The organism is Nocardia sp. CDC153 (genome assembly GCF_035818515.1).
In the GTDB taxonomy this organism is placed as follows: Bacteria; Actinomycetota; Actinomycetes; order Mycobacteriales; family Mycobacteriaceae; genus Nocardia.
In genome coordinates, this window is record NZ_JAYKYU010000003.1 from 82091 (window position 1) to 98989 (window position 16899).

Annotated in this window: 20 protein-coding genes; 6 read left to right on the forward strand and 14 right to left on the reverse strand. The window is 68.1% G+C overall.

Features of this window, described 5'->3' with window-relative positions; translation table 11 throughout:
• Window positions 1-36: 36 nt before the first annotated feature.
• On the reverse strand, window positions 37-741 hold the full coding sequence (locus tag VMT65_RS17175; protein WP_326309280.1) for a polysaccharide deacetylase family protein: 705 nt from the start codon (window positions 739-741) through the stop codon (window positions 37-39).
• Window positions 742-804: 63 nt separating this feature from the next.
• Here VMT65_RS17175 and VMT65_RS17180 point away from each other — a divergent pair, with 63 nt between their 5' ends.
• On the forward strand, window positions 805-1380 hold the full coding sequence (locus VMT65_RS17180) for a TetR/AcrR family transcriptional regulator (protein WP_326309281.1): 576 nt from the start codon (window positions 805-807) through the stop codon (window positions 1378-1380).
• Window positions 1381-1453: 73 nt separating this feature from the next.
• Entirely contained in the window at window positions 1454-2242 is a 789-nt protein-coding gene (locus VMT65_RS17185) for an SDR family oxidoreductase (RefSeq protein ID WP_326309282.1), read from the forward strand.
• Window position 2243: 1 nt separating this feature from the next.
• Here the strand turns inward: VMT65_RS17185 and VMT65_RS17190 are convergent, their stop codons facing one another.
• Together VMT65_RS17190 and VMT65_RS17195 are read right to left on the reverse strand one after the other, a co-directional pair.
• Complete coding sequence (locus VMT65_RS17190; RefSeq protein WP_326309283.1) at window positions 2244-2564, reverse strand: GroES family chaperonin; 321 nt, start codon at window positions 2562-2564, stop codon at window positions 2244-2246.
• Window positions 2565-2594: 30 nt separating this feature from the next.
• Window positions 2595-3239, reverse strand: coding sequence for a TetR family transcriptional regulator (locus tag VMT65_RS17195; RefSeq protein ID WP_326309284.1), 645 nt, complete (start codon window positions 3237-3239; stop codon window positions 2595-2597).
• 146 nt (window positions 3240-3385) lie between these two features.
• On the opposite strand from VMT65_RS17195, the gene VMT65_RS17200 reads away from it, so the two are divergent.
• From VMT65_RS17200 to VMT65_RS17210, 3 genes are all read left to right on the forward strand, one after another.
• Window positions 3386-4837: an MFS transporter gene (locus tag VMT65_RS17200; RefSeq protein WP_326309285.1), complete on the forward strand. Its 1452-nt coding sequence runs from the start codon at window positions 3386-3388 to the stop codon at window positions 4835-4837.
• A gap of 100 nt (window positions 4838-4937) precedes the next feature.
• The gene (locus VMT65_RS17205) at window positions 4938-6257 is read left to right on the forward strand and encodes an FAD-binding oxidoreductase (RefSeq protein WP_326310283.1); all 1320 of its coding nucleotides are present in this window, start codon (window positions 4938-4940) and stop codon (window positions 6255-6257) included.
• Window positions 6258-6303: 46 nt separating this feature from the next.
• Window positions 6304-6594 (forward strand): GNAT family N-acetyltransferase, encoded by a 291-nt coding sequence (locus VMT65_RS17210; RefSeq protein WP_326309286.1) that lies wholly within the window; start codon window positions 6304-6306, stop codon window positions 6592-6594.
• Window positions 6595-6607: 13 nt separating this feature from the next.
• Here VMT65_RS17210 and VMT65_RS17215 read toward each other — a convergent pair whose 3' ends face one another.
• The 5 genes from VMT65_RS17215 to VMT65_RS17235 form a co-directional block, all read right to left on the reverse strand.
• Window positions 6608-6931, reverse strand: a complete 324-nt coding sequence (locus VMT65_RS17215; RefSeq protein WP_326309287.1) for a hypothetical protein — start codon at window positions 6929-6931, stop codon at window positions 6608-6610.
• Between the two features lie 341 nt (window positions 6932-7272).
• Window positions 7273-8430: an acyl-CoA dehydrogenase gene (locus VMT65_RS17220; protein WP_326309288.1), complete on the reverse strand. Its 1158-nt coding sequence runs from the start codon at window positions 8428-8430 to the stop codon at window positions 7273-7275.
• 170 nt (window positions 8431-8600) lie between these two features.
• Window positions 8601-9290, reverse strand: coding sequence for a TetR family transcriptional regulator (locus VMT65_RS17225; protein WP_326309289.1), 690 nt, complete (start codon window positions 9288-9290; stop codon window positions 8601-8603).
• 35 nt (window positions 9291-9325) lie between these two features.
• Complete coding sequence (gene purE / locus VMT65_RS17230; RefSeq protein WP_326309290.1) at window positions 9326-9829, reverse strand: 5-(carboxyamino)imidazole ribonucleotide mutase; 504 nt, start codon at window positions 9827-9829, stop codon at window positions 9326-9328.
• Window positions 9822-11045, reverse strand: coding sequence for a 5-(carboxyamino)imidazole ribonucleotide synthase (locus VMT65_RS17235; protein ID WP_442790260.1), 1224 nt, complete (start codon window positions 11043-11045; stop codon window positions 9822-9824). Before VMT65_RS17235 ends, purE begins: the two co-directional genes overlap by 8 nt.
• A 98-nt stretch (window positions 11046-11143) precedes the next feature.
• On the opposite strand from VMT65_RS17235, the gene VMT65_RS17240 reads away from it, so the two are divergent.
• Window positions 11144-11692 carry a GtrA family protein gene (locus VMT65_RS17240; RefSeq protein WP_326309291.1) on the forward strand — a complete coding sequence of 183 codons (549 nt, stop codon included), beginning with the start codon at window positions 11144-11146 and terminating at the stop codon, window positions 11690-11692.
• Here the strand turns inward: VMT65_RS17240 and VMT65_RS17245 are convergent.
• The 6 genes from VMT65_RS17245 to VMT65_RS17270 all read right to left on the reverse strand — a co-directional run bounded on the left by VMT65_RS17245 (window position 11658) and on the right by VMT65_RS17270 (window position 16826).
• Window positions 11658-12971, reverse strand: coding sequence for a sensor histidine kinase (locus tag VMT65_RS17245; protein WP_326309292.1), 1314 nt, complete (start codon window positions 12969-12971; stop codon window positions 11658-11660). The genes VMT65_RS17240 and VMT65_RS17245 overlap by 35 nt on opposite strands.
• A 10-nt stretch (window positions 12972-12981) precedes the next feature.
• Window positions 12982-13674 carry a response regulator transcription factor gene (locus VMT65_RS17250; RefSeq protein WP_326309293.1) on the reverse strand — a complete coding sequence of 231 codons (693 nt, stop codon included), beginning with the start codon at window positions 13672-13674 and terminating at the stop codon, window positions 12982-12984.
• A 37-nt stretch (window positions 13675-13711) separates the two neighbouring features.
• On the reverse strand, window positions 13712-14068 hold the full coding sequence (locus tag VMT65_RS17255; RefSeq protein WP_326309294.1) for a hypothetical protein: 357 nt from the start codon (window positions 14066-14068) through the stop codon (window positions 13712-13714).
• Between the two features lie 112 nt (window positions 14069-14180).
• Window positions 14181-15491, reverse strand: coding sequence for a sensor histidine kinase (locus VMT65_RS17260; protein WP_326309295.1), 1311 nt, complete (start codon window positions 15489-15491; stop codon window positions 14181-14183).
• Between the two features lie 102 nt (window positions 15492-15593).
• Window positions 15594-16271, reverse strand: coding sequence for a response regulator transcription factor (locus VMT65_RS17265; RefSeq protein ID WP_033085103.1), 678 nt, complete (start codon window positions 16269-16271; stop codon window positions 15594-15596).
• A 9-nt stretch (window positions 16272-16280) separates the two neighbouring features.
• Complete coding sequence (locus VMT65_RS17270; protein WP_326309296.1) at window positions 16281-16826, reverse strand: PH domain-containing protein; 546 nt, start codon at window positions 16824-16826, stop codon at window positions 16281-16283.
• Window positions 16827-16899: the final 73 nt, after the last annotated feature.

Here is a 16899-nt window from a genome sequence, read left to right on the forward strand (position 1 = left end):
CCGGAAGGGACACGGGCCGTTCGCGTTTCCTCGGTACTAGTGCGAAAGCAGTTGGGAGACGGTGACGAAGCGGTAGCCCTTGTCTTTCAGTGCCTGCGCGATGCGGGGAATGGCGGCGAGCGAGGGGGCTCCGGTGGCGTACATGGTGTGCAGCAGGATGATCGAGCCCGGGCGGACCTTCGACAGGGTCTCGTCCACGATTTGATCAGTGGTCGGCGTCTTGCCGGAGTCGGGCTCGACGTCCCAGGTGACGGTGATGCGATTGTGCTTGGACAGGTACCAGGGGAGCGCGAAGAGCTTCTTGCCATTGGGCGGGCGGAAGGTGATCGGGCCGCGGTAGCCGGTCTTGGCGATCTCGGCGTCGGTGCGCTCGACCTCGTCGCGCACGAAGCCCGGGGTCACGAAGACCATGCGCTGATGGTGGTAGGTGTGGTTGCCGATTTCATTGCCGGACTCGGCGATGGCGCGACCCTGGTCGGGATGGGCGGCCAGTTCACCGCCGATGAGATAGAAGGTGGCCGGGATTCCGGCGTCGGCAAGGGTTTTCAGGATCTCGGGCGTGCGCTCGCTGGGGCCGTCGTCGAGGGTGAGCGCCACGACCTTGTCGCCGGTGTCCACGCGTGACACCAGGCGACCCGCCACCTGATATGTGCGCGAGTTCATCAGCACGTACAGGCCGATCCCGGTCAGGACAAGCAGCACCAGGGTCACCGCGCCGCCGCGGAGCAGCTTGCGTTTCATGCGGTCGATTATTGCCACAGAAATTCTTGACCCCTAGGTCCAAAATGGACTAGGGTCGAAACCATGGGCAGGCCACGCAACTTCGATGCGGACACCGTGGTGGACCGTGCGATGGAGGCGTTCTGGACCCATGGCTACGCGGGGTGTTCGCCCGCGCAGTTGGCCGAGGCGACCGGGATCGGGAAGGGCAGTCTGTACAACTGCTTCGGGAGCAAGCGAGAGCTGTTCGATCTGGCCATGGCCAAATACGACCGGATGGGCACGACGCTGGCGAAAGAGGTGTTGTCGCAACCGGGTACGACCCGGGAGTGCCTGCGCGCGTGGATGCGCTGGGTCGTGGACAGCGATCTGGAGCATGGGACGCCGCGGGGCTGCCTGGTGGTGAACACCGCCATCGAGCTCGGGGGACACGACGACGCGGCCACCAAGGCCGTGCGGGAGGCCCACGGACATATGGTCGAGACGCTCGCCGAGCGGCTCGACCAGGGGCGGCGCGACGGCGACGTCCGGGCCGACCTGGACACTCACGCCTTCGCCGAGTTCCTCATGAATACCATTGGCGGACTTCGCATCAACGTCAAGGTGTCGGATGTCGAGTCCCTGTACCGGATCATCGACACCACACTGACGCTTCTCTGATTCCCAGGGCCGCACCTCGCGGCCCTTTCTTCGGCCCTAGTTTTTGACCTTCAGTTCAAGAAAGGTACGGATCATGGATCTCGGACTCACTGGCAAGACCGCACTCGTCACCGGCGCGAGCCGGGGCATCGGACTGGCCATCGCCGAAGCGCTCGACGCCGAGGGCGTACGGGTCGTCGGCGTCGCCCGCAATATCTCGCCCGAGCTGGAAAAGGTCACGGCCGCAACCGTTTCCGCCGATCTGAGCACCACCGAGGGCGCGGTGGCCGCGGTCGAGGCGGCACTGGCCGCGGTGGGCGGCATCGACGTCCTGGTCAACAATGTCGGCGGCGGCGATCCGGATCAGCTGAATCTCGGCGGCTTCCTGGAGACCTCGGACGAGCAGTGGCGAAAGCTGTTCGACCTCAACCTGTTCGGGGTCGTGGCCACCACGCGTGCGGCGCTGCCGAGCATTATCGAACGACGCGGCGCGGTGCTGACCGTGTCCTCGATCAACGCGCGGATCCCGGCCGTCGGTCCGGTCGGCTACAGCGAGGCCAAGGCCGCGCTCACCAACTTCGGCAAGCGGCTCAGCGAGGAATTCGGGCCGCAGGGCGTGCGCGTGAACACCATCTCGCCCGGGCCGGTCGGGACCGACATCTGGCGCGGCCCCGACCACATCGGCGCGAAGCTCGCCGCGGCCAACGGGGTGAGCCAGGAAGAGTTCCTCAATGCCATTGCCACGCAGTTCGATATCGCCTCGGGCCGCATTGCCGAACCCGCGGAGGTGGCCGCGCTGGTGACCTTCCTGGCCTCCGAACGGGCGGCCATCATCAATGGCGCGGACTACGTCATCGACGGCGGCATCCTCAAGGCCGCCTGAATCAGAGGTACAGCCCGGTGCCGTGTTCGGGGTGGGTGTTCGCCACGGCGTGCAGATCGCGTTCGCGCAGTACGTAATACGCCTGCGCCTGGATCTCCACCTCGAACTGGTCATCGGCGCTGAACAGCACCTGATCGCCGACGCCCACGGCGCGCACGTGCGAACCCACGCCGCACACCTCACCCCAGGACAGGCGCTTGGCCACCTGGGCGGTGGCGGGAATGAGAATGCCACCGCTGCTGCGCCGCTCGCCCGCATCCTGGTTGAGCTTGACCATGACGCGGTCGTGCAGCATTTGAATCTCTAGCTTGGCATCGGACACGGCGGCAGTGTACTGCGCGCGGACGAGCGGTTACGCCTCGGTGTCCGATGCCATTGCCATGTCCGGGGACTTCGAGCCGCCCGAGCCGCCAGAGCCTCCCGGGGCGACAATGCGGCGGATGGCATCCTTGATCCAGGCGCGCTGCTGCTCCGGATCCGTATTCGCGCCGAGGGTGAACTCGGCGACCTGCGGGACCGCCAGCGGATAGTTGATCATCGACATGAGCAGCATGAGGACCTGACCGGCGGGCATGTCGTCGCGCATCAGGCCCTTGCCCTGCGCCACTTCGACCTTCTGACGCTTCTCTAGGTAACGGCCGCAACGCAATTCGCCCGCCGAGGCGTTCTCCCGCCCCAGTTCCAGAGCCTCCCACTGCAGCAGGCGCAGCAGTTCCGGATGCTCGCGGTGGTAGTCGATGTGCTGGTCGATCCAGGTGTCGAGGTCCTCGATATCGGTGGTGACCGAACCGGCCACGGCCAGCATGGTCTTCTCCAGCACCTGGTGGAACAGCTTCTCCTTGTCGCCGAAGTAGGCGTAGATGAGCTGCTTGTTGGCCTTGGCATTGCGGGCGATGCGGTCCACGCGGGCGCCGGCGATCCCGTACTGCGCGAATTCCGCGGTCGCGGCCTCGAAGATGCGCGCCTTCGTGGCCTCCGGGTCCCTGATGCCTGCCATGTCTTCGATGGTAACCAACTAACTGGTTGACAAGTGGGGCGACAGGGGTGGAATATCTGTAACCAACCGGTTAGTTACAACCACTCGAGTCCGGCGCAATGGCGCGCCCGCTTCCCCCAGTCCCCTTTCACGTTCGGGAGAACGACGTGACCACTCTCGAAAACCGGCCCGCGGTAGCGACCGGCCCCCTCGAGTTCGCCGCCCGCTGGCGCGCGCTGCCCGTCATCCTCAGTGCCATGTTCATGGCGATGTTCGACTGGTTCGTCGTGAACGTCGCCGCCTCCTCGCTGGAAACCGATCTGCACGCCGGGGAATCGGCGCTGGAGCTCATTGTCGGAGGCTACGGGTTCGCCTACGCCTCGGGCCTGATCACCGGCGGCCGCCTCGGCGACCTGCACGGACACCGCAAACTCTTCGTCCTGGGCATGGTCGCCTTCACCGCGGCCTCGCTGCTGTGCGGGCTCGCACCCAATGCCTGGGCGCTGGTCGCCTTCCGCGTGCTGCAGGGCGGGACGGCGGCGCTCATGGTGCCGCAGATGCTGGCCCTCATCAATACGCTCTTCCCGCCCGACGAACGGCCCAGGGCCATGGCGGCTTTCGGCGCGACCATCGGCATCGGCGCGGTGTCGGGGCAGGTGCTCGGCGGCGTGCTGCTCGACGCCGACCTGTTCGGATGGGGTTGGCGGACCATCTTCTACATCAATGTGCCGATCGGGCTGATCGCCGCGGCGCTGGCCGCGCGCTGGCTGCCCCGGCACGAGCAGACCCAGCGGCCGAAACTGGATCCGATTGGCGCGCTGGGCATCTCGGCCGCGCTGGCACTGCTGCTGGTGCCGATCACGCTGGGGCGTCCGGAAGGATGGCCGGTGTGGACGTGGGTCAGCATGCTGGCCTCGATCCCGGTGCTGCTGCTCACCCTGCGCTACGAGAACCGGCTGGCCGGGCGCGGCGGCGAACCCGTGCTCGACACGGGGATGGTGCGTGAGCGCGGCTTCAGCCTCGGGCTGGTGATCGCGGGCGGCTACCTGACCTTCTTCGCCGGATTCATGCTGTGCCTGACGCTCATGCTGCAGAACGGGCTCGGATTGTCGCCGCTGCGTGCGGGATTGGCCTTCGCACCGCTGGGCGTCTGCTTCGCGGCCAGCTCGTTCTTCCTCGCGCCGCGGGTCGCCGCGCGGATCGGGAACCGGGTGATGGTGGTCGGCACGCTGACCAGCCTCACGGGGCTCGCCATCACCCTGGCGGTGCTGTTCGGCATGGGCGACCACGTCGGTGTGCTGGCCCTGATCCCGGGCATGATGATCGTCGGCACCGGGAACGGGCTCACCATTCCCTCGGTGGTCGGGGCGGTGCTCTCGTCGGGCATTCCGGCGCGGCAGGCCGGCATGGCCGCGGGGGTGTTGACCACCTCGCAGCAGTTCGGAAACGCCATCGGGGCAACGGTTCTCGGGGTGATCTTCTTCAGCGCCCTGGGCGTGAACCACAGCACCGGCGGGTATGTGACCGCCATGGAGATGGCCGCGCTGGGCGGGACCGCCGTGCTGGCCGTGGTGCTGACGGCCGCCCTCGCACTGCCGAAGGCCGCCACCGCGCGCTGAGCACAGAAGCTACGGGTTCCGGACAAAAGTGGCCGGAACCCGTAGTTTTTGCATTGTGGACATCGATCTCGACGGACTACGCGGTCTACTGCCCGACGGCATGGTGGTGACCGATCCGGATGTGCTGGGTGGGTATCGGCAGGATCGGGCTCTTGACCCCGATGCGGGAATCGCGCTGGCGCTGGTGCGGCCGCTGACCACCGAGCAGGTCGCGGCGACCGTGCGGTGGGCGGGCGAGCATCGGGTGCCGATCGTGCCGCGGGGCGCCGGGACCGGACTGTCGGGCGGGGCGACCGCGCAGAACGGGGCGCTGCTGCTGAGCACCGAGAAGATGCGGGCGATCAGCGTCGACACCGTGACGCGCACGGCGGTTGTACAACCCGGACTGCTGAACGCGGAGGTGAAGCGGGCCGTGGCCGAACACGGGCTGTGGTATCCGCCGGATCCGTCCTCGTTCGAGATCTGCTCGATCGGCGGGAACGCCGCCACCAACGCGGGCGGGCTGTGCTGCGTGAAGTACGGCGTCACAACCGACTACGTGCTCGGCATGGGGGTCGTGCTGGCGGACGGGACCGCGGTGCGCCTGGGCGGGCCGCGGCTCAAGGACTCGGCGGGGCTGTCGCTGACCAAACTGTTCGTGGGCAGCGAGGGGACGCTGGGGATCATCACCGAGCTGACGCTGCGGCTGCTGCCCGCGCAACCACCGCAGTCCACGGTGGTCGCGACCTTCCCGACGCTGACCGCCGCGACCGCGGCGATTCTGGCCATCACCGGCCAATTGCGGCCCTCCATGCTGGAATTCATGGATTCGGTGGCCATCAACGCCGTCGAGGACGAGCTGCGCATGGGACTCGACCGGGAGGCGGCGGCGCTGCTGGTGGCGCGGTCGGACGCGCCCGGGGAGCATGCCGGGCACGAGGCCGACCTCATGCTGGCCGCCTGCGAGAAGGCGGGCGCGACAGAGGCTTTCCGCACCGACGACCCGGACGAGGGCGAGGCCTTCTGCGCCGCACGACGATTCGCCATCCCCGCCGTGGAACGCAAAGGCCCGCTGCTGCTCGAGGATGTCGGGGTGCCGCTGCCGCGACTGGGCGATCTGGTCACCGGGATCGCCGAGATCGCGGCGCACCGGCGGGTGCTCATCTCCGTCATCGCGCACGCGGGCGACGGCAACACCCACCCGCTCATCGTGCACGATCCCACCGATCCGGCCGAGTCCGAGCGCGCCCACCTGGCCTTCGGCGAGATCATGGACCTCGCCATCGGATTGGGCGGCACCATTACCGGCGAGCACGGGGTGGGGCGGTTGAAGAAGCCCTGGCTGCCCGATCAGCTGGGCCCGGACGTGATGGGTCTCACGCGGCGCATCAAGGAGGCGCTGGATCCGCACGGGATACTCAATCCCGGAGCGGTGATCTAGGAACCCCTAGGAACAAATCCGCACAACGCAGGAGTTCACACAGGTCATGAGCACGAAGCTGGAACACAATGCCGATGCCACCCGCTACGAGATCTACCTCGATGGCACGCTGGCCGGCTACGCCGACTACGCGGAACGGGTCGACGGCGACACCCGCATCCGCGACATCCAGCACACCCTCACCTTTCCCGAGTTCCGGGGCCGCGGTGTGGCCGCGCAGGTCGTGGAGTTCGCGCTGAACGACGCACGCTCCGAAGGCTTCTCGATCATTCCGACCTGCTGGTACGTCGAGAAGTACATCGGCGAGCACCCCGAATACGCCGACCTGGTCGCCTGATTCGCGCCGGTCGTCAGTTCGCGCGCGGTGCGTGGCCGCGCTGCCAGACCCGGAAATGCCGGTCGGCACTGCCCACCATCGCCGCGCTCACCTTCGCGTCGTCGAACCCCGGCAGCGACTGCAGCTTCGCCAGAAACGCGGTATCGGCCGCCGAATACGGCACCACGCAGCCCTTACCGGTGGCCCCGATCAACACGAAGAACACATCACCCGCGAACGGCCCGTCCGCCGCCGTAATGATCCGCACCTCTGCCAGTTCCGTCCACGCGACTTCTTCCACCCGTCCGTCAGCCAACGTGCGCCGGACGAAGGTGTCGTTGATTTCGACTCCGGCCATGGCTCCATAGTGCCCCCAGCATTCCCACCCGAACAGCCCTGAAACCCGTGCTTTACCTGAGGAAGCCGTTAAGAAAAACCCCGGCGAACCTCCCCGTCGCACCTGGACGGCGAACCACCCCCTGGAGCAATCCTTCAGCTACTGAACAGATTTCACCCCGACCCGCCGAACCCCCGCGGCCCGCACCGGATTCACCCGCAGATTAGGGGCTGGAGGCGCTCAAAAACAACCATTTCACTGTCCCCGCAACCAACCACTCGGTCGAACCCCGCGAACGACCGGAGGCGGCCCCGAGCCGAAACTCGGAACCGCCTCCGGGACTTACGGATTCGCCGCCGCGATCAGCGCAGGATCTGGCGGGACATGACCAGGCGCTGGATCTGGTTGGTGCCCTCGTAGATCTGGGTGATCTTGGCGTCGCGCATCATGCGCTCGACGGGGAAGTCGGTGGTGTAGCCCGCGCCGCCGAAGAGCTGGACGGCGTTGGTGGTGACCTCCATGGCGACGTCGGAGGCGAAGCACTTGGCGGCCGCGGAGATGAAGCCGAGGTTCTTCTCGCCGCGCTCGGCGCGGGCGGCGGAGGTGTAGACCATGAGGCGGGCGGCCTCCACCTTCATCGCCATGTCGGCGAGCATGAACTGGGTGTTCTGGAAGTCGGCGATGGCCTTGCCGAACTGCTTGCGGTCCTTGGTGTAGGCGATCGCGGCGTCCAGGGCGCCCTGGGCCAGGCCGACGGCCTGCGCGCCGATGGTCGGGCGGGTGTGGTCGAGGGTCTCCAGGGCGGTCTTGAAGCCGGTGCCCTCCGCGCCGATGATGCGGTCGCCGGGGATGCGGCAGTTCTCGAAGTACAGCTCGGCGGTCGGGGAACCCTTGATGCCCAGCTTGTGCTCGAGCGGGCCCACCACGAAGCCCTCGTCGTCCTTGTGGACCATGAACGCGGAGATGCCGTTGGCGCCCTTCTCCGGATCGGTGACGGCCATGACCGTGTACCAGGAGGACTTGCCGCCGTTGGTGATCCAGCACTTGGAGCCGTTGATCACCCAGTCGTCGCCGTCGCGGCGGGCGCGGGTGCGCATGGACGCGGCGTCGGAACCGGCCTCGCGCTCGGACAGACAGTAGGAGGCCATCTCGCCGTTCACGATGTCGGCGAGCACCTTGGTCTTGAGCTCCTCGGAGCCCTTCAGGATCAGACCCATGGTGCCGAGCTTGTTGACCGCGGGGATGAGCGAGGAGGAACCGCAGACGCGGGCGACTTCCTCGATCACGATGCAGGTGGCGACCGAGTCCGCGCCCTGGCCGCCGTACGCCTCGGGCACGTGCACGGCGTTGAAGCCCGCCGCGTTGAGGGCGGTCAGCGCCTCCTCGGGGAAGCGGGCGTTGCCGTCCACGTCCTTCGCGTAGGGGGCGATCTCCTTCTCGGACAGGCCGCGAATGGCCTCGCGCAGCTCGTGGTGGAAGTCCTCGAGCTGGAACAAGTTGAAATCGGGGTTGCCCGCCATGGGGTGTCTCCTGGTCGTCGGGGGGATCGCCGCTGGTTGCCCAGCATCGCCAACTTGTGCGGCACTCAGTGCCAGTCGAAGCCAACTATACGCCGCGATATCGCGGCCACGTGCGGGTACTTGCTCACATCTTCGTGGCACGCAGTGTCATTTGTGCCACTTCAGGCACTTCACAGCGTATCGAGCCGTCGAGCGAGAAGATCGGCGACCTGCCGAGGGGAAAGATCGCGGGGGAACACCGCCACCACCATTTCCTCCGACGCCGCGGCGGCCTCCCTGCCCCCACGCGGAATGGCGGCCAGTGCCGACCGCAAATCCGCCGGACTCGCCGCCGACTCACCCCGCACCATGCGCCGCAGCAGGTAGTTGTGCGTCGCCGTCACTGCCGCGGTGAACTGCACCAGCGCTAGATCCGAGGTCCCCCGCAATGTCCGCCGCAGGTAATCGGTGAACAGCCGCTCGTACCGGAAGACCGTCACGATCTCCCGCTCCCGCAGCGTCGGCACCTGCCGCACCACCCGGTACCGCCGCGCCGCGATCTCGCGCCACTGCGTGAACCGCTCGAACACCTCGACCACGGCCTCGCACACGGCATCCCACGGATCGCCCTGCGCCGCATCCAGAAACGCCCGCGCCTGCGTCAACTGCGACTCGTGATCGGCGAACACCACGTCCTCCTTCGACCGGAACTGCCGAAAGAAGGTCCGCCGCGAGATACCCGCCGCCTCCGCGATCTCGTCCACGGTCGTTGCCTCGTAACCCTTTTCGGCGAACAACCGCAACGCCTGATCCACCACGGTCAGGCGGCGCTCGGTGGAATCCGCGTCGGCGCGCGGCCGCACGGGCTGGTCATTGGGCATCCGCCAACGGTAGCGACCCCGTCGGCGGACCCGCGTCAGCCCAGCAGTTTCGTGCGCAGGGCGTCGTCCTTCTCGAGGACGAGCTGCTCCAGGTTGGCCTGGAATCGTTCCATGCGGGAACGCAATCCGGCGTCGGCGGTGGCGAGGATGCGGGCCGCGAGCAGACCCGCGTTGCGCGCGCCGCCGATGGAGACGGTGGCGACCGGGACGCCCGCGGGCATCTGGACGATCGAGAGCAGCGAGTCCATGCCGTCGAGGTACTTCAGCGGGACCGGGACGCCGATGACCGGGAGCGGGGTCGCCGAGGCGACCATGCCGGGCAGGTGGGCCGCGCCGCCCGCGCCCGCGATGATGACCTTGATGCCGCGATCGGCCGCGTTCTTGGCGTAGTCGAGCATGCGCTGCGGGGTGCGGTGCGCCGAGACGACGCCGACCTCGAAGCGGATTCCGAACTCGGCCAGGGCTTCCGCCGCGGCCTCCATGGTGGGCCAGTCCGAGTCGGAGCCCATGATGAGGCCGACCTGGGCAGATTCAGTCATGGTGCGGATCCCATCCGTCGGTCCAAATGGCGTGCGACATCCAGTGCGCCGCGCGCTCGGCTTTCTCGCGGGTCTCGGCGGGGTCGTCGCCGAGAATATTGATGTGGCCGATCTTGCGATCGGGGCGCTCGCCCTTGCCGTAGAGGTGCACCTTGGCTTCGGGGATGCGGGCCGAAAGATGGTGCAGGCGTTCGTCCATGGACATGTCCGGAACCTCGGCGGCACCGAGGATATTGGCCATGACGGTCACGGGCGCCAGCGGCTTGGTGCTGCCCAGCGGGTAGTCCAGCACCGCGCGCAGATGCTGTTCGAACTGGCCCGTGCACGCGCCGTCCATGCCCCAGTGGCCGGAGTTGTGCGGGCGCATGGCGAGTTCGTTGACGAGCAGCTCGCCGGAGTGGGTCTCGAAGAGCTCCACGGCCATCGCACCGGTCACCCCGAGCTCGGAGGCCAGGCGCAGCGCCAGCGATTCGGCCTCGGCGGCCTTGGCCTCGGGCAGGTCCTGGGCGGGCGCGATCACGACCGCGCACTGACCATTGCGCTGCACGGTCTCCACCACCGGCCAGGTCGCGGCCTGACCGAACGGCGAACGCGCCACCATGGCCGACAGCTCCCGCTTCAGATCCACCTTGGCCTCGGCCATGAGCGAGACCCCGTGCGCCAGCTGGTCTTCGATGATCGGCGCGGCCGCGTCGGCATCGGCGGGCATCCACACGCCGCGGCCGTCGTAGCCGCCGCGCACCGCCTTGAGCACGAACGGCCAGCCGTGCGCGTCGGCGAAGGCCACCGCGTCGGCGACCGAGTTCACCTCGGTATACGCCGGAATCGGCACGCCCAGCTCGGCCAGCTTGCGGCGCATGCGCAGCTTGTCCTGGGCGAAGATCAGCGCCTGCGGCGGCGGCTGCACGTTCACGCCCTCGGCGATGAGCGCCTCGAGGTGCTCGGTCGGGACGTGCTCGTGGTCGAAGGTCAGCGCGTGGGAACCGGTCGCGGCCTTGCGCAGCGCGGCCAGATCGTCATGGCTGCCCAACACCACCTCGGGTGTGACCTGGGCGGCCGGATCGTCGGCGCGCTCGGCGAGCACGCGCAGCCGTTGGCCCAGCGCGATGGCCGCCTGATGGGTCATGCGCGCGAGCTGGCCACCGCCGATCATGGTGACGGTCGGCATCGCGGCGGAATCGAAGGAACGGGCGCTCACGCTGCACCATGTTGTCATGGCACCCGGCGGCCACTCGCCCGCGGGTCACCTGACAGGTATCTGCCCCTATTTGTACCGGCACGGCGCGGCACGGATGGGAGACGTAGACTCGCACCGTGTCATTTGTCGACGAAGTGGTCAATCGCCTGCCCGCTCCCCTGCGGGCCCTCGCGGACCGCCATTACGAACTCCTCAAGTTCGCGATTGTCGGTGCGACGACGTTCGTCATCGATCTGGGCATTTTCTACGTCCTGAAATGGACAATTCTGGACACCAAGCCCACGGTGGCCCGCATTCTGTCGGGCACCATCGCGGTCATCGTGTCCTACATCCTCAATCGGGAGTGGACCTTCGACAAGCGCGGCGGCCGCGAGAAGCATCACGAGGCGCTGCTGTTCTTCCTGGTCAGCGGCATCGGCGTCGGCCTGGCCGCGCTGCCGCTGTGGGTTTCGAGCTATGTGTTCGACCTGCGCCAGCCCAATGTGAGCTTTACCGTCGAGAACATCGCCGACTTCTTCAGCGCCTTCATCATCGGCAATCTGCTGCAAATGGCATTCCGGTTCTACGCCATGAAGAAATGGGTGTTTCCGGACGAAATGCAGGAACTGCAGGAAGAATTCGAGGACCTCGTCAGCGAGAACGAGGAGCAGCTGGGGCACAGCTGAGGGTGACGGTCAGGCGTACTCCGCCGGACGCGCTCTCCGCGATCGTCGCGTCGCCGCCGTGTAGGCGGGCCTGCTGCGACACCAGGGCCAGACCCAGACCGCTGCCGGGCGTCGTGCTCGCCCGATAGAAGCGCTCGAAGACCCGCTCGCGATCCGGCTCGGGAATGCCCCGGCCATTGTCGTCGACGGTCAGCACGACCCGATCCCCCGCACGCCGCGCCGCGATCTCGACGCGCGTGGCCGCACCGTGCCGGATGGCATTGGTGACGGCGTTCTCCACCACCGACCGCAGTCCCGCGGCCAGACCGCGCAGCCGGATCGGCTCCACCTCCGCGGCCGTGATCGCGACGTCCGGATTCATGCGCCGCGCCTCCTCCACGACCTGGTCGATGAGTTGACCCAGATCGAGGTCCTCCCAATCGGATTCGGTGGTCAGATCCCCCACCGCCAGCCGCTCCAGCGCGAACAGCGTGGATTCCAGTGAGCTCTGCGTGGTGAGGATCTCGTCGAGGATCTCGGTGCGTTCGTCCTCCGACAGCGGCATCGAGCGCAGGACCTGCAGGTCGGTGCGCATGGCGGTCAAGGGGGTCCGCAATTCGTGGGCGGCCGTGGCCGCGAAATCCCGTGCGGTGACCAGGGCTTCGTCGGTGTGCCGCCGCTCGGTCGCGATGCGCCCGAGCATGGTGTTCATGGCCTCGGCCAATTCCGTTGTCTCACTGGCCACCGGGTGCCGCGGGGTCTGCAGCGCGAGCCCCTCCCCCAGTCCGGCCGTGGCGGCGGTGAGCCGGCGCAGCGGGACCACGGCGCGGTGCGCGAAGAACCAGCCCAGAATGGCCGCCAGCGCCACCCCGACCACACCGATCACCAGAATCCGAATCCGCTGCCGGGTAGCCGAATCCGAGACCACGGCGTTGGGGACGGTCACCGCGACCGGGTCGCCGTTCACCACCACCGTGCGCGTGTATCCGGGCACCGCGCCGTCCGGCTCGATCTGCCTGATGACTATTCCCGGCGACGGCGATACCGGAACGGGCGCACCCGGCAGGGCCGGAATACTCGGCTGCCCGGGCGCGGCGGGTGATTCCTTCGCGGGCGTGAGCGCGATCGCGCTGATCACCCGGTCCGTCTGGCCCGAGGCATCGGTCGGCGCGAAGGCGAACAGCACCGCCGCCATGGCCGCCACCACCACGGCCGCGGTCGCCGCGCTGGCGAACGCCACCCGGGCGCGCAGGGAGACCGGACCGCGCAAGCGCTTCGGCCGCAACAGTTTCACCCGCATGCTCTCCTCGCTAGGGCTCGGTCCGCAGGACGAATCCGACGCCGCGGACGGTGTGGATCAGGCGGGGCGCGCCCGCGTCCTCGATCTTGCGGCGCAGGTAGGAGACGAACACGTCGACCACCTTGGTCTGGGTCTCGAAGTCGTAGCCCCAGACCTGATCCAGGAGCTGGGCGCGGGAGAAGACCTGCCCGGGCGCGGCGGCCAGCGCGGCGAGCAGATCGAATTCGCGTTTGGTGAGGTCGAGGGGTGTGCCGTCGACCGCGGCGCGGCGCGCGCCGGGGCGGACGGTGAGCGGGCCCACCACGATCCGGTCGTCGGCCCCATGGGTGGGCGCGGGGGCCCGGCGCAGCATGGCGCGCAGGCGGGCCACCAGTTCACCCAGGTCGAAGGGTTTGGTCAGGTAGTCGTCGGCACCGGCCTCGAGGGCGTCGATGCGGTCGGTGACCTCCGAGCGGGCGCTGAGCACGCAGATCGGGATGTCGTTGCCCAGCGAGCGCAGCGCCGTCACCACCTGCACGCCATCCAGATTCGGCATGTTCAGGTCCAGCAGCATGGCCTGCGGGGCGCCGGTGGCGATATGGCGGAGCGCGGCGGCCCCGTCCGCCGCGGTCTCGACCTCGAAACCCGACATTCGGAGCCCCCGCGCCACCGAGGCCAGCACCCTGACGTCGTCGTCCACAATCAGAATCCGGGGACCCGTCACGAGCTCAGACGATACTGACGCAGGCTGAGGACGTTTCTCAGCGAACCGGGGACACGACGATCGTGTCCGCCGGGGAGCCGGGCGCGCCGTCCTGGGTGACGATCACGTGGTCCAGGGTCGGCGCGCCCGGCTGCAGCGGGATGGCCGGAATCGCGCCCGGCGGCAGCGGCATGCCGGGCTGGGCCGGACGCACGGTGACATTGCCGTCGCGATCCTTGATGACCACCGTGTCCGGTCCGGCGGGCGCGGACGATCCGGCACTGCCCGTATTCGCCAGCCCCGCAATCGAATCCGGCGTCTCGGCATTGGCGACCGCGGGGAGCGCCAGCACGCCCAGGGCGGCGACTCCGAGGACACCGGCGGTGACGGTGCGGCGGATGGTGCGCTTCTGCATAACATCTCCTGCTCTTCGTCGACGATCACTCGTCGCTTCCGGTTGACGAATCCGAAGGTAGGAAGCGACTTCTCAGCGCCGACTAACGAACAGTTAGAGAACGGATAGAAGATCAGCGAGGCTCGGTGCCGACCGCGATGGGGCGGGAGGCGACTCCGGAGGAACCGAGGAAGACGGCGAAGAGGGCCGGGCGGCGGCGCTGCAGTTCCAGGCGGCCGCCGTCGGCCTCGATCAGGGCGCGGGCCAGGGCCAGACCGACGCCGGTCGAGCCCGCCGCCGAGAAGCCGCGGTCGAAGATGTGGGGGGCCAACTCATCTCGCACACCGTCACCCTCGTCGGCGACCTCCACCACCACCAGCGGTTCGCTGTCGTCCATGCGCCCGGCCACCGTGCGCACCGAGACCGTGCAAGTACCCGCGCCATGCATCAGGGCATTGTCGACCAGCACCGCGAGCGCCTCGCGCAGCCGCGAACCCGTCACGGGCGCTTTCAAAGTCGGATCGCCGAGCAGCACCAGTTTGCGGCCCGCCTCGGCGAAGGGATGCCGCCATTCCGCGACGACACTGCGCAATTCGGCGACCACCGGCACCGGATCGCGTTCGGCCGCGCCCTCGTCGCGCGAGGCCCGCACCAGTTCGTCGATGGCGTCGGTGAGCCGATCCACCTGTGCCATGGCCTCTTCCGCCTCGTGCACCACCGCCGGATCATCGTGCGCGGACAGCTCGTCCAGACGCAGGCGCACGGCCGTCAGACGACTGCGCAGCTGATGCGAGACGTCGGCGACCAGCGCGTGCTCCCGTTGTAGTCGGCCCGCGATTTCCACCGTGGCCGAATCCAGCACGTCCGAGACGCGATCCAATTCGGTGATGCCGTGCCGGCGCGGGTCCGCGCGGAAGTCGCCCATGGCCAGCCGCGCGGCGCGGGCCGCCACGTCCCGCAGCGGATCGGCCACCCGGCGCGCGGTCACCACCGCCACCGCGATGCCCGCGCCCAGCGAGATCAGCACCAGGCCCAGCACCGCGCCCAGCGCCTGCCGCTGCATGGAATGCATTGGGGCCGAGGGCACTTCCAGCCGCAGCGAGCCATTGGTGCCCATCGACCAGGATTCCGAGAGCGGATCGGCCACCGTCTCCGCGCCCACGTCGGTCTTCTTGTTGGGCTCCGCGGGCGTGGGATAGATGATGGTCAGCTTGCCGTTGGCCGGAATCAGCAGCCGCACCGATTTGGTGTCCAGCTCCCCGGCCACCGTGCCGTCGCGCTCCTGGCGCATCACCTCCTCGGCGATGAGCTGGAGCCGGTTGCGCAGCTCGTTGCGATTGATGTCCTCCACCCACTGCCAGGCCGTGAACGCCAGCGGCACACCGAGAACCAGGGTGGTGAGGGTCAACGCGGCCACCATGGACAGCAGGATTCTGCGTCTCATCGTCGAGATGCCTCGCTTCGCCGGACCATCGGGGGTCTCACGGGGGTCTTCGGGGGTTCTACGCGCAGAGCAGAGCACGGTGAATCGGATCGAGCGGCCGAGCTAGTCGGTGTTGAAGCGGAAGCCTACGCCGCGCACGGTCACGATCCGGCGTTCCGCCACCGGGCCCTCGTCCCCGATCTTGCGACGCAACCACGACATGTGCATGTCCAGGGTCTTGGAGCCGCGCAGATCCGCGTCGCCCCACACCTCGCGCAGAATCGTCTCGCGCGAGACCACCTGCCCGGCCCGGTCGATGAGCACCTTCAGCAGCTCGTACTCCTTGTTGGCCAGGTTCACCTCGACGCCGTTCACCAGCACCCGCCGCGCCGCGGGCTCGAGCCGAATGCCGCCCACCTCCACGGCCTCGTCCCCGATTCCGCTGCGCCGCAACAGCGCCCGCACCCGGGCCAGCAGTTCGGCGAGCCGGAAGGGCTTGCCCACGTAGTCGTCGGCGCCCGCGTCCAGGCCGACCACGAAGTCCACCTCGTCGGTGCGGGCGGTGAGCATGAGCACGGCCAGTTCCGCGCCCCGCGCCCGCACCTGGCGGCACACCTCCAGCCCGTCCATTCCGGGTAGCCCGAGGTCCAGAATCAGCAGGTCGTGACCGCCCTCGAGGGCCCGCTCCAGCACGGCGGGACCATAGCTCTCCACGGTCACCGAATAGCCCTCGCGGCCCAGCGCGCGCGACAGCGGGGCGGCGATGGCCTCGTCATCTTCGGCCAGCAGTACTGCGGTCACGGAACCAGACTACGGGTAGGCGCCGGCGGAACCGTGAAAGCCGCCGCCGTTCGGATTGTTCTGCACCACATCGAAGACCTGGTGATACAGCATGGCGTGCACCTTCTGCACGTGCGGAATGTCGTCGTATTCCAGCGGATCCTCCGACGACGAGCCGATGATCAGGGTGCCGGTGCCCAGCATCCGATCGAACAGGCCATGGCGGAACTGCACATTCGAGATCCGGTTCATCGGAATGTCGATGCCGGTGTGGGTGAGCACGCCCTGGCGGATCAGGACCCGCCGGTCGGTCACGATGAAATGCGTCGACTTCCAGCGGATGAGCGGAGCGAGACTGCGCCACAGCACGATCGCGAGCCAGAGCGCCAGAATGCCGAGCAGCAAACCGGTCTGGAGGGTGCCCTCGGTATTGCGGGCCGAGACCCCCGCGCCGAATCCGGCCAATGCGGTGATCAGGATGAAAGTCACAGCGGGCCAGAACAACATCTTCCAATGCGGATGGCGATGCAGGAGCAGCACCTCTTCGGGTGCGAGCGCTTCCTCCGGATAACCCATGGGCAAACCCTATCGCGCGGAGATCTCGGAATGCCGCACGCCGAACTGGGGCCCGGGGCACAATCGTGCGGTT

What these genes read in the sequence shown, in the direction of transcription:
- VMT65_RS17215 (WP_326309287.1), bottom strand. Translation starts at nt 6,931, where the DNA reads ATGGCCGGAGTCGAAATCAACGACACCTTCGTCCGGCGCACGTTGGCT.
- VMT65_RS17175 (WP_326309280.1), bottom strand. Translation starts at nt 741, where the DNA reads ATGAAACGCAAGCTGCTCCGCGGCGGCGCGGTGACCCTGGTGCTGCTT.
- VMT65_RS17220 (WP_326309288.1), bottom strand. Translation starts at nt 8,430, where the DNA reads ATGGCGGGCAACCCCGATTTCAACTTGTTCCAGCTCGAGGACTTCCAC.
- VMT65_RS17210 (WP_326309286.1), top strand. Translation starts at nt 6,304, where the DNA reads ATGAGCACGAAGCTGGAACACAATGCCGATGCCACCCGCTACGAGATC.
- VMT65_RS17260 (WP_326309295.1), bottom strand. Translation starts at nt 15,491, where the DNA reads ATGAGACGCAGAATCCTGCTGTCCATGGTGGCCGCGTTGACCCTCACC.
- VMT65_RS17195 (WP_326309284.1), bottom strand. Translation starts at nt 3,239, where the DNA reads ATGGCAGGCATCAGGGACCCGGAGGCCACGAAGGCGCGCATCTTCGAG.
- VMT65_RS17185 (WP_326309282.1), top strand. Translation starts at nt 1,454, where the DNA reads ATGGATCTCGGACTCACTGGCAAGACCGCACTCGTCACCGGCGCGAGC.
- VMT65_RS17245 (WP_326309292.1), bottom strand. Translation starts at nt 12,971, where the DNA reads ATGCGGGTGAAACTGTTGCGGCCGAAGCGCTTGCGCGGTCCGGTCTCC.
- VMT65_RS17235 (WP_442790260.1), bottom strand. Translation starts at nt 11,045, where the DNA reads ATGACAACATGGTGCAGCGTGAGCGCCCGTTCCTTCGATTCCGCCGCG.
- VMT65_RS17255 (WP_326309294.1), bottom strand. Translation starts at nt 14,068, where the DNA reads ATGCAGAAGCGCACCATCCGCCGCACCGTCACCGCCGGTGTCCTCGGA.
- VMT65_RS17205 (WP_326310283.1), top strand. Translation starts at nt 4,938, where the DNA reads ATGGTGGTGACCGATCCGGATGTGCTGGGTGGGTATCGGCAGGATCGG.
- VMT65_RS17225 (WP_326309289.1), bottom strand. Translation starts at nt 9,290, where the DNA reads ATGCCCAATGACCAGCCCGTGCGGCCGCGCGCCGACGCGGATTCCACC.
- purE (WP_326309290.1), bottom strand. Translation starts at nt 9,829, where the DNA reads ATGACTGAATCTGCCCAGGTCGGCCTCATCATGGGCTCCGACTCGGAC.
- VMT65_RS17180 (WP_326309281.1), top strand. Translation starts at nt 805, where the DNA reads ATGGGCAGGCCACGCAACTTCGATGCGGACACCGTGGTGGACCGTGCG.
- VMT65_RS17270 (WP_326309296.1), bottom strand. Translation starts at nt 16,826, where the DNA reads ATGGGTTATCCGGAGGAAGCGCTCGCACCCGAAGAGGTGCTGCTCCTG.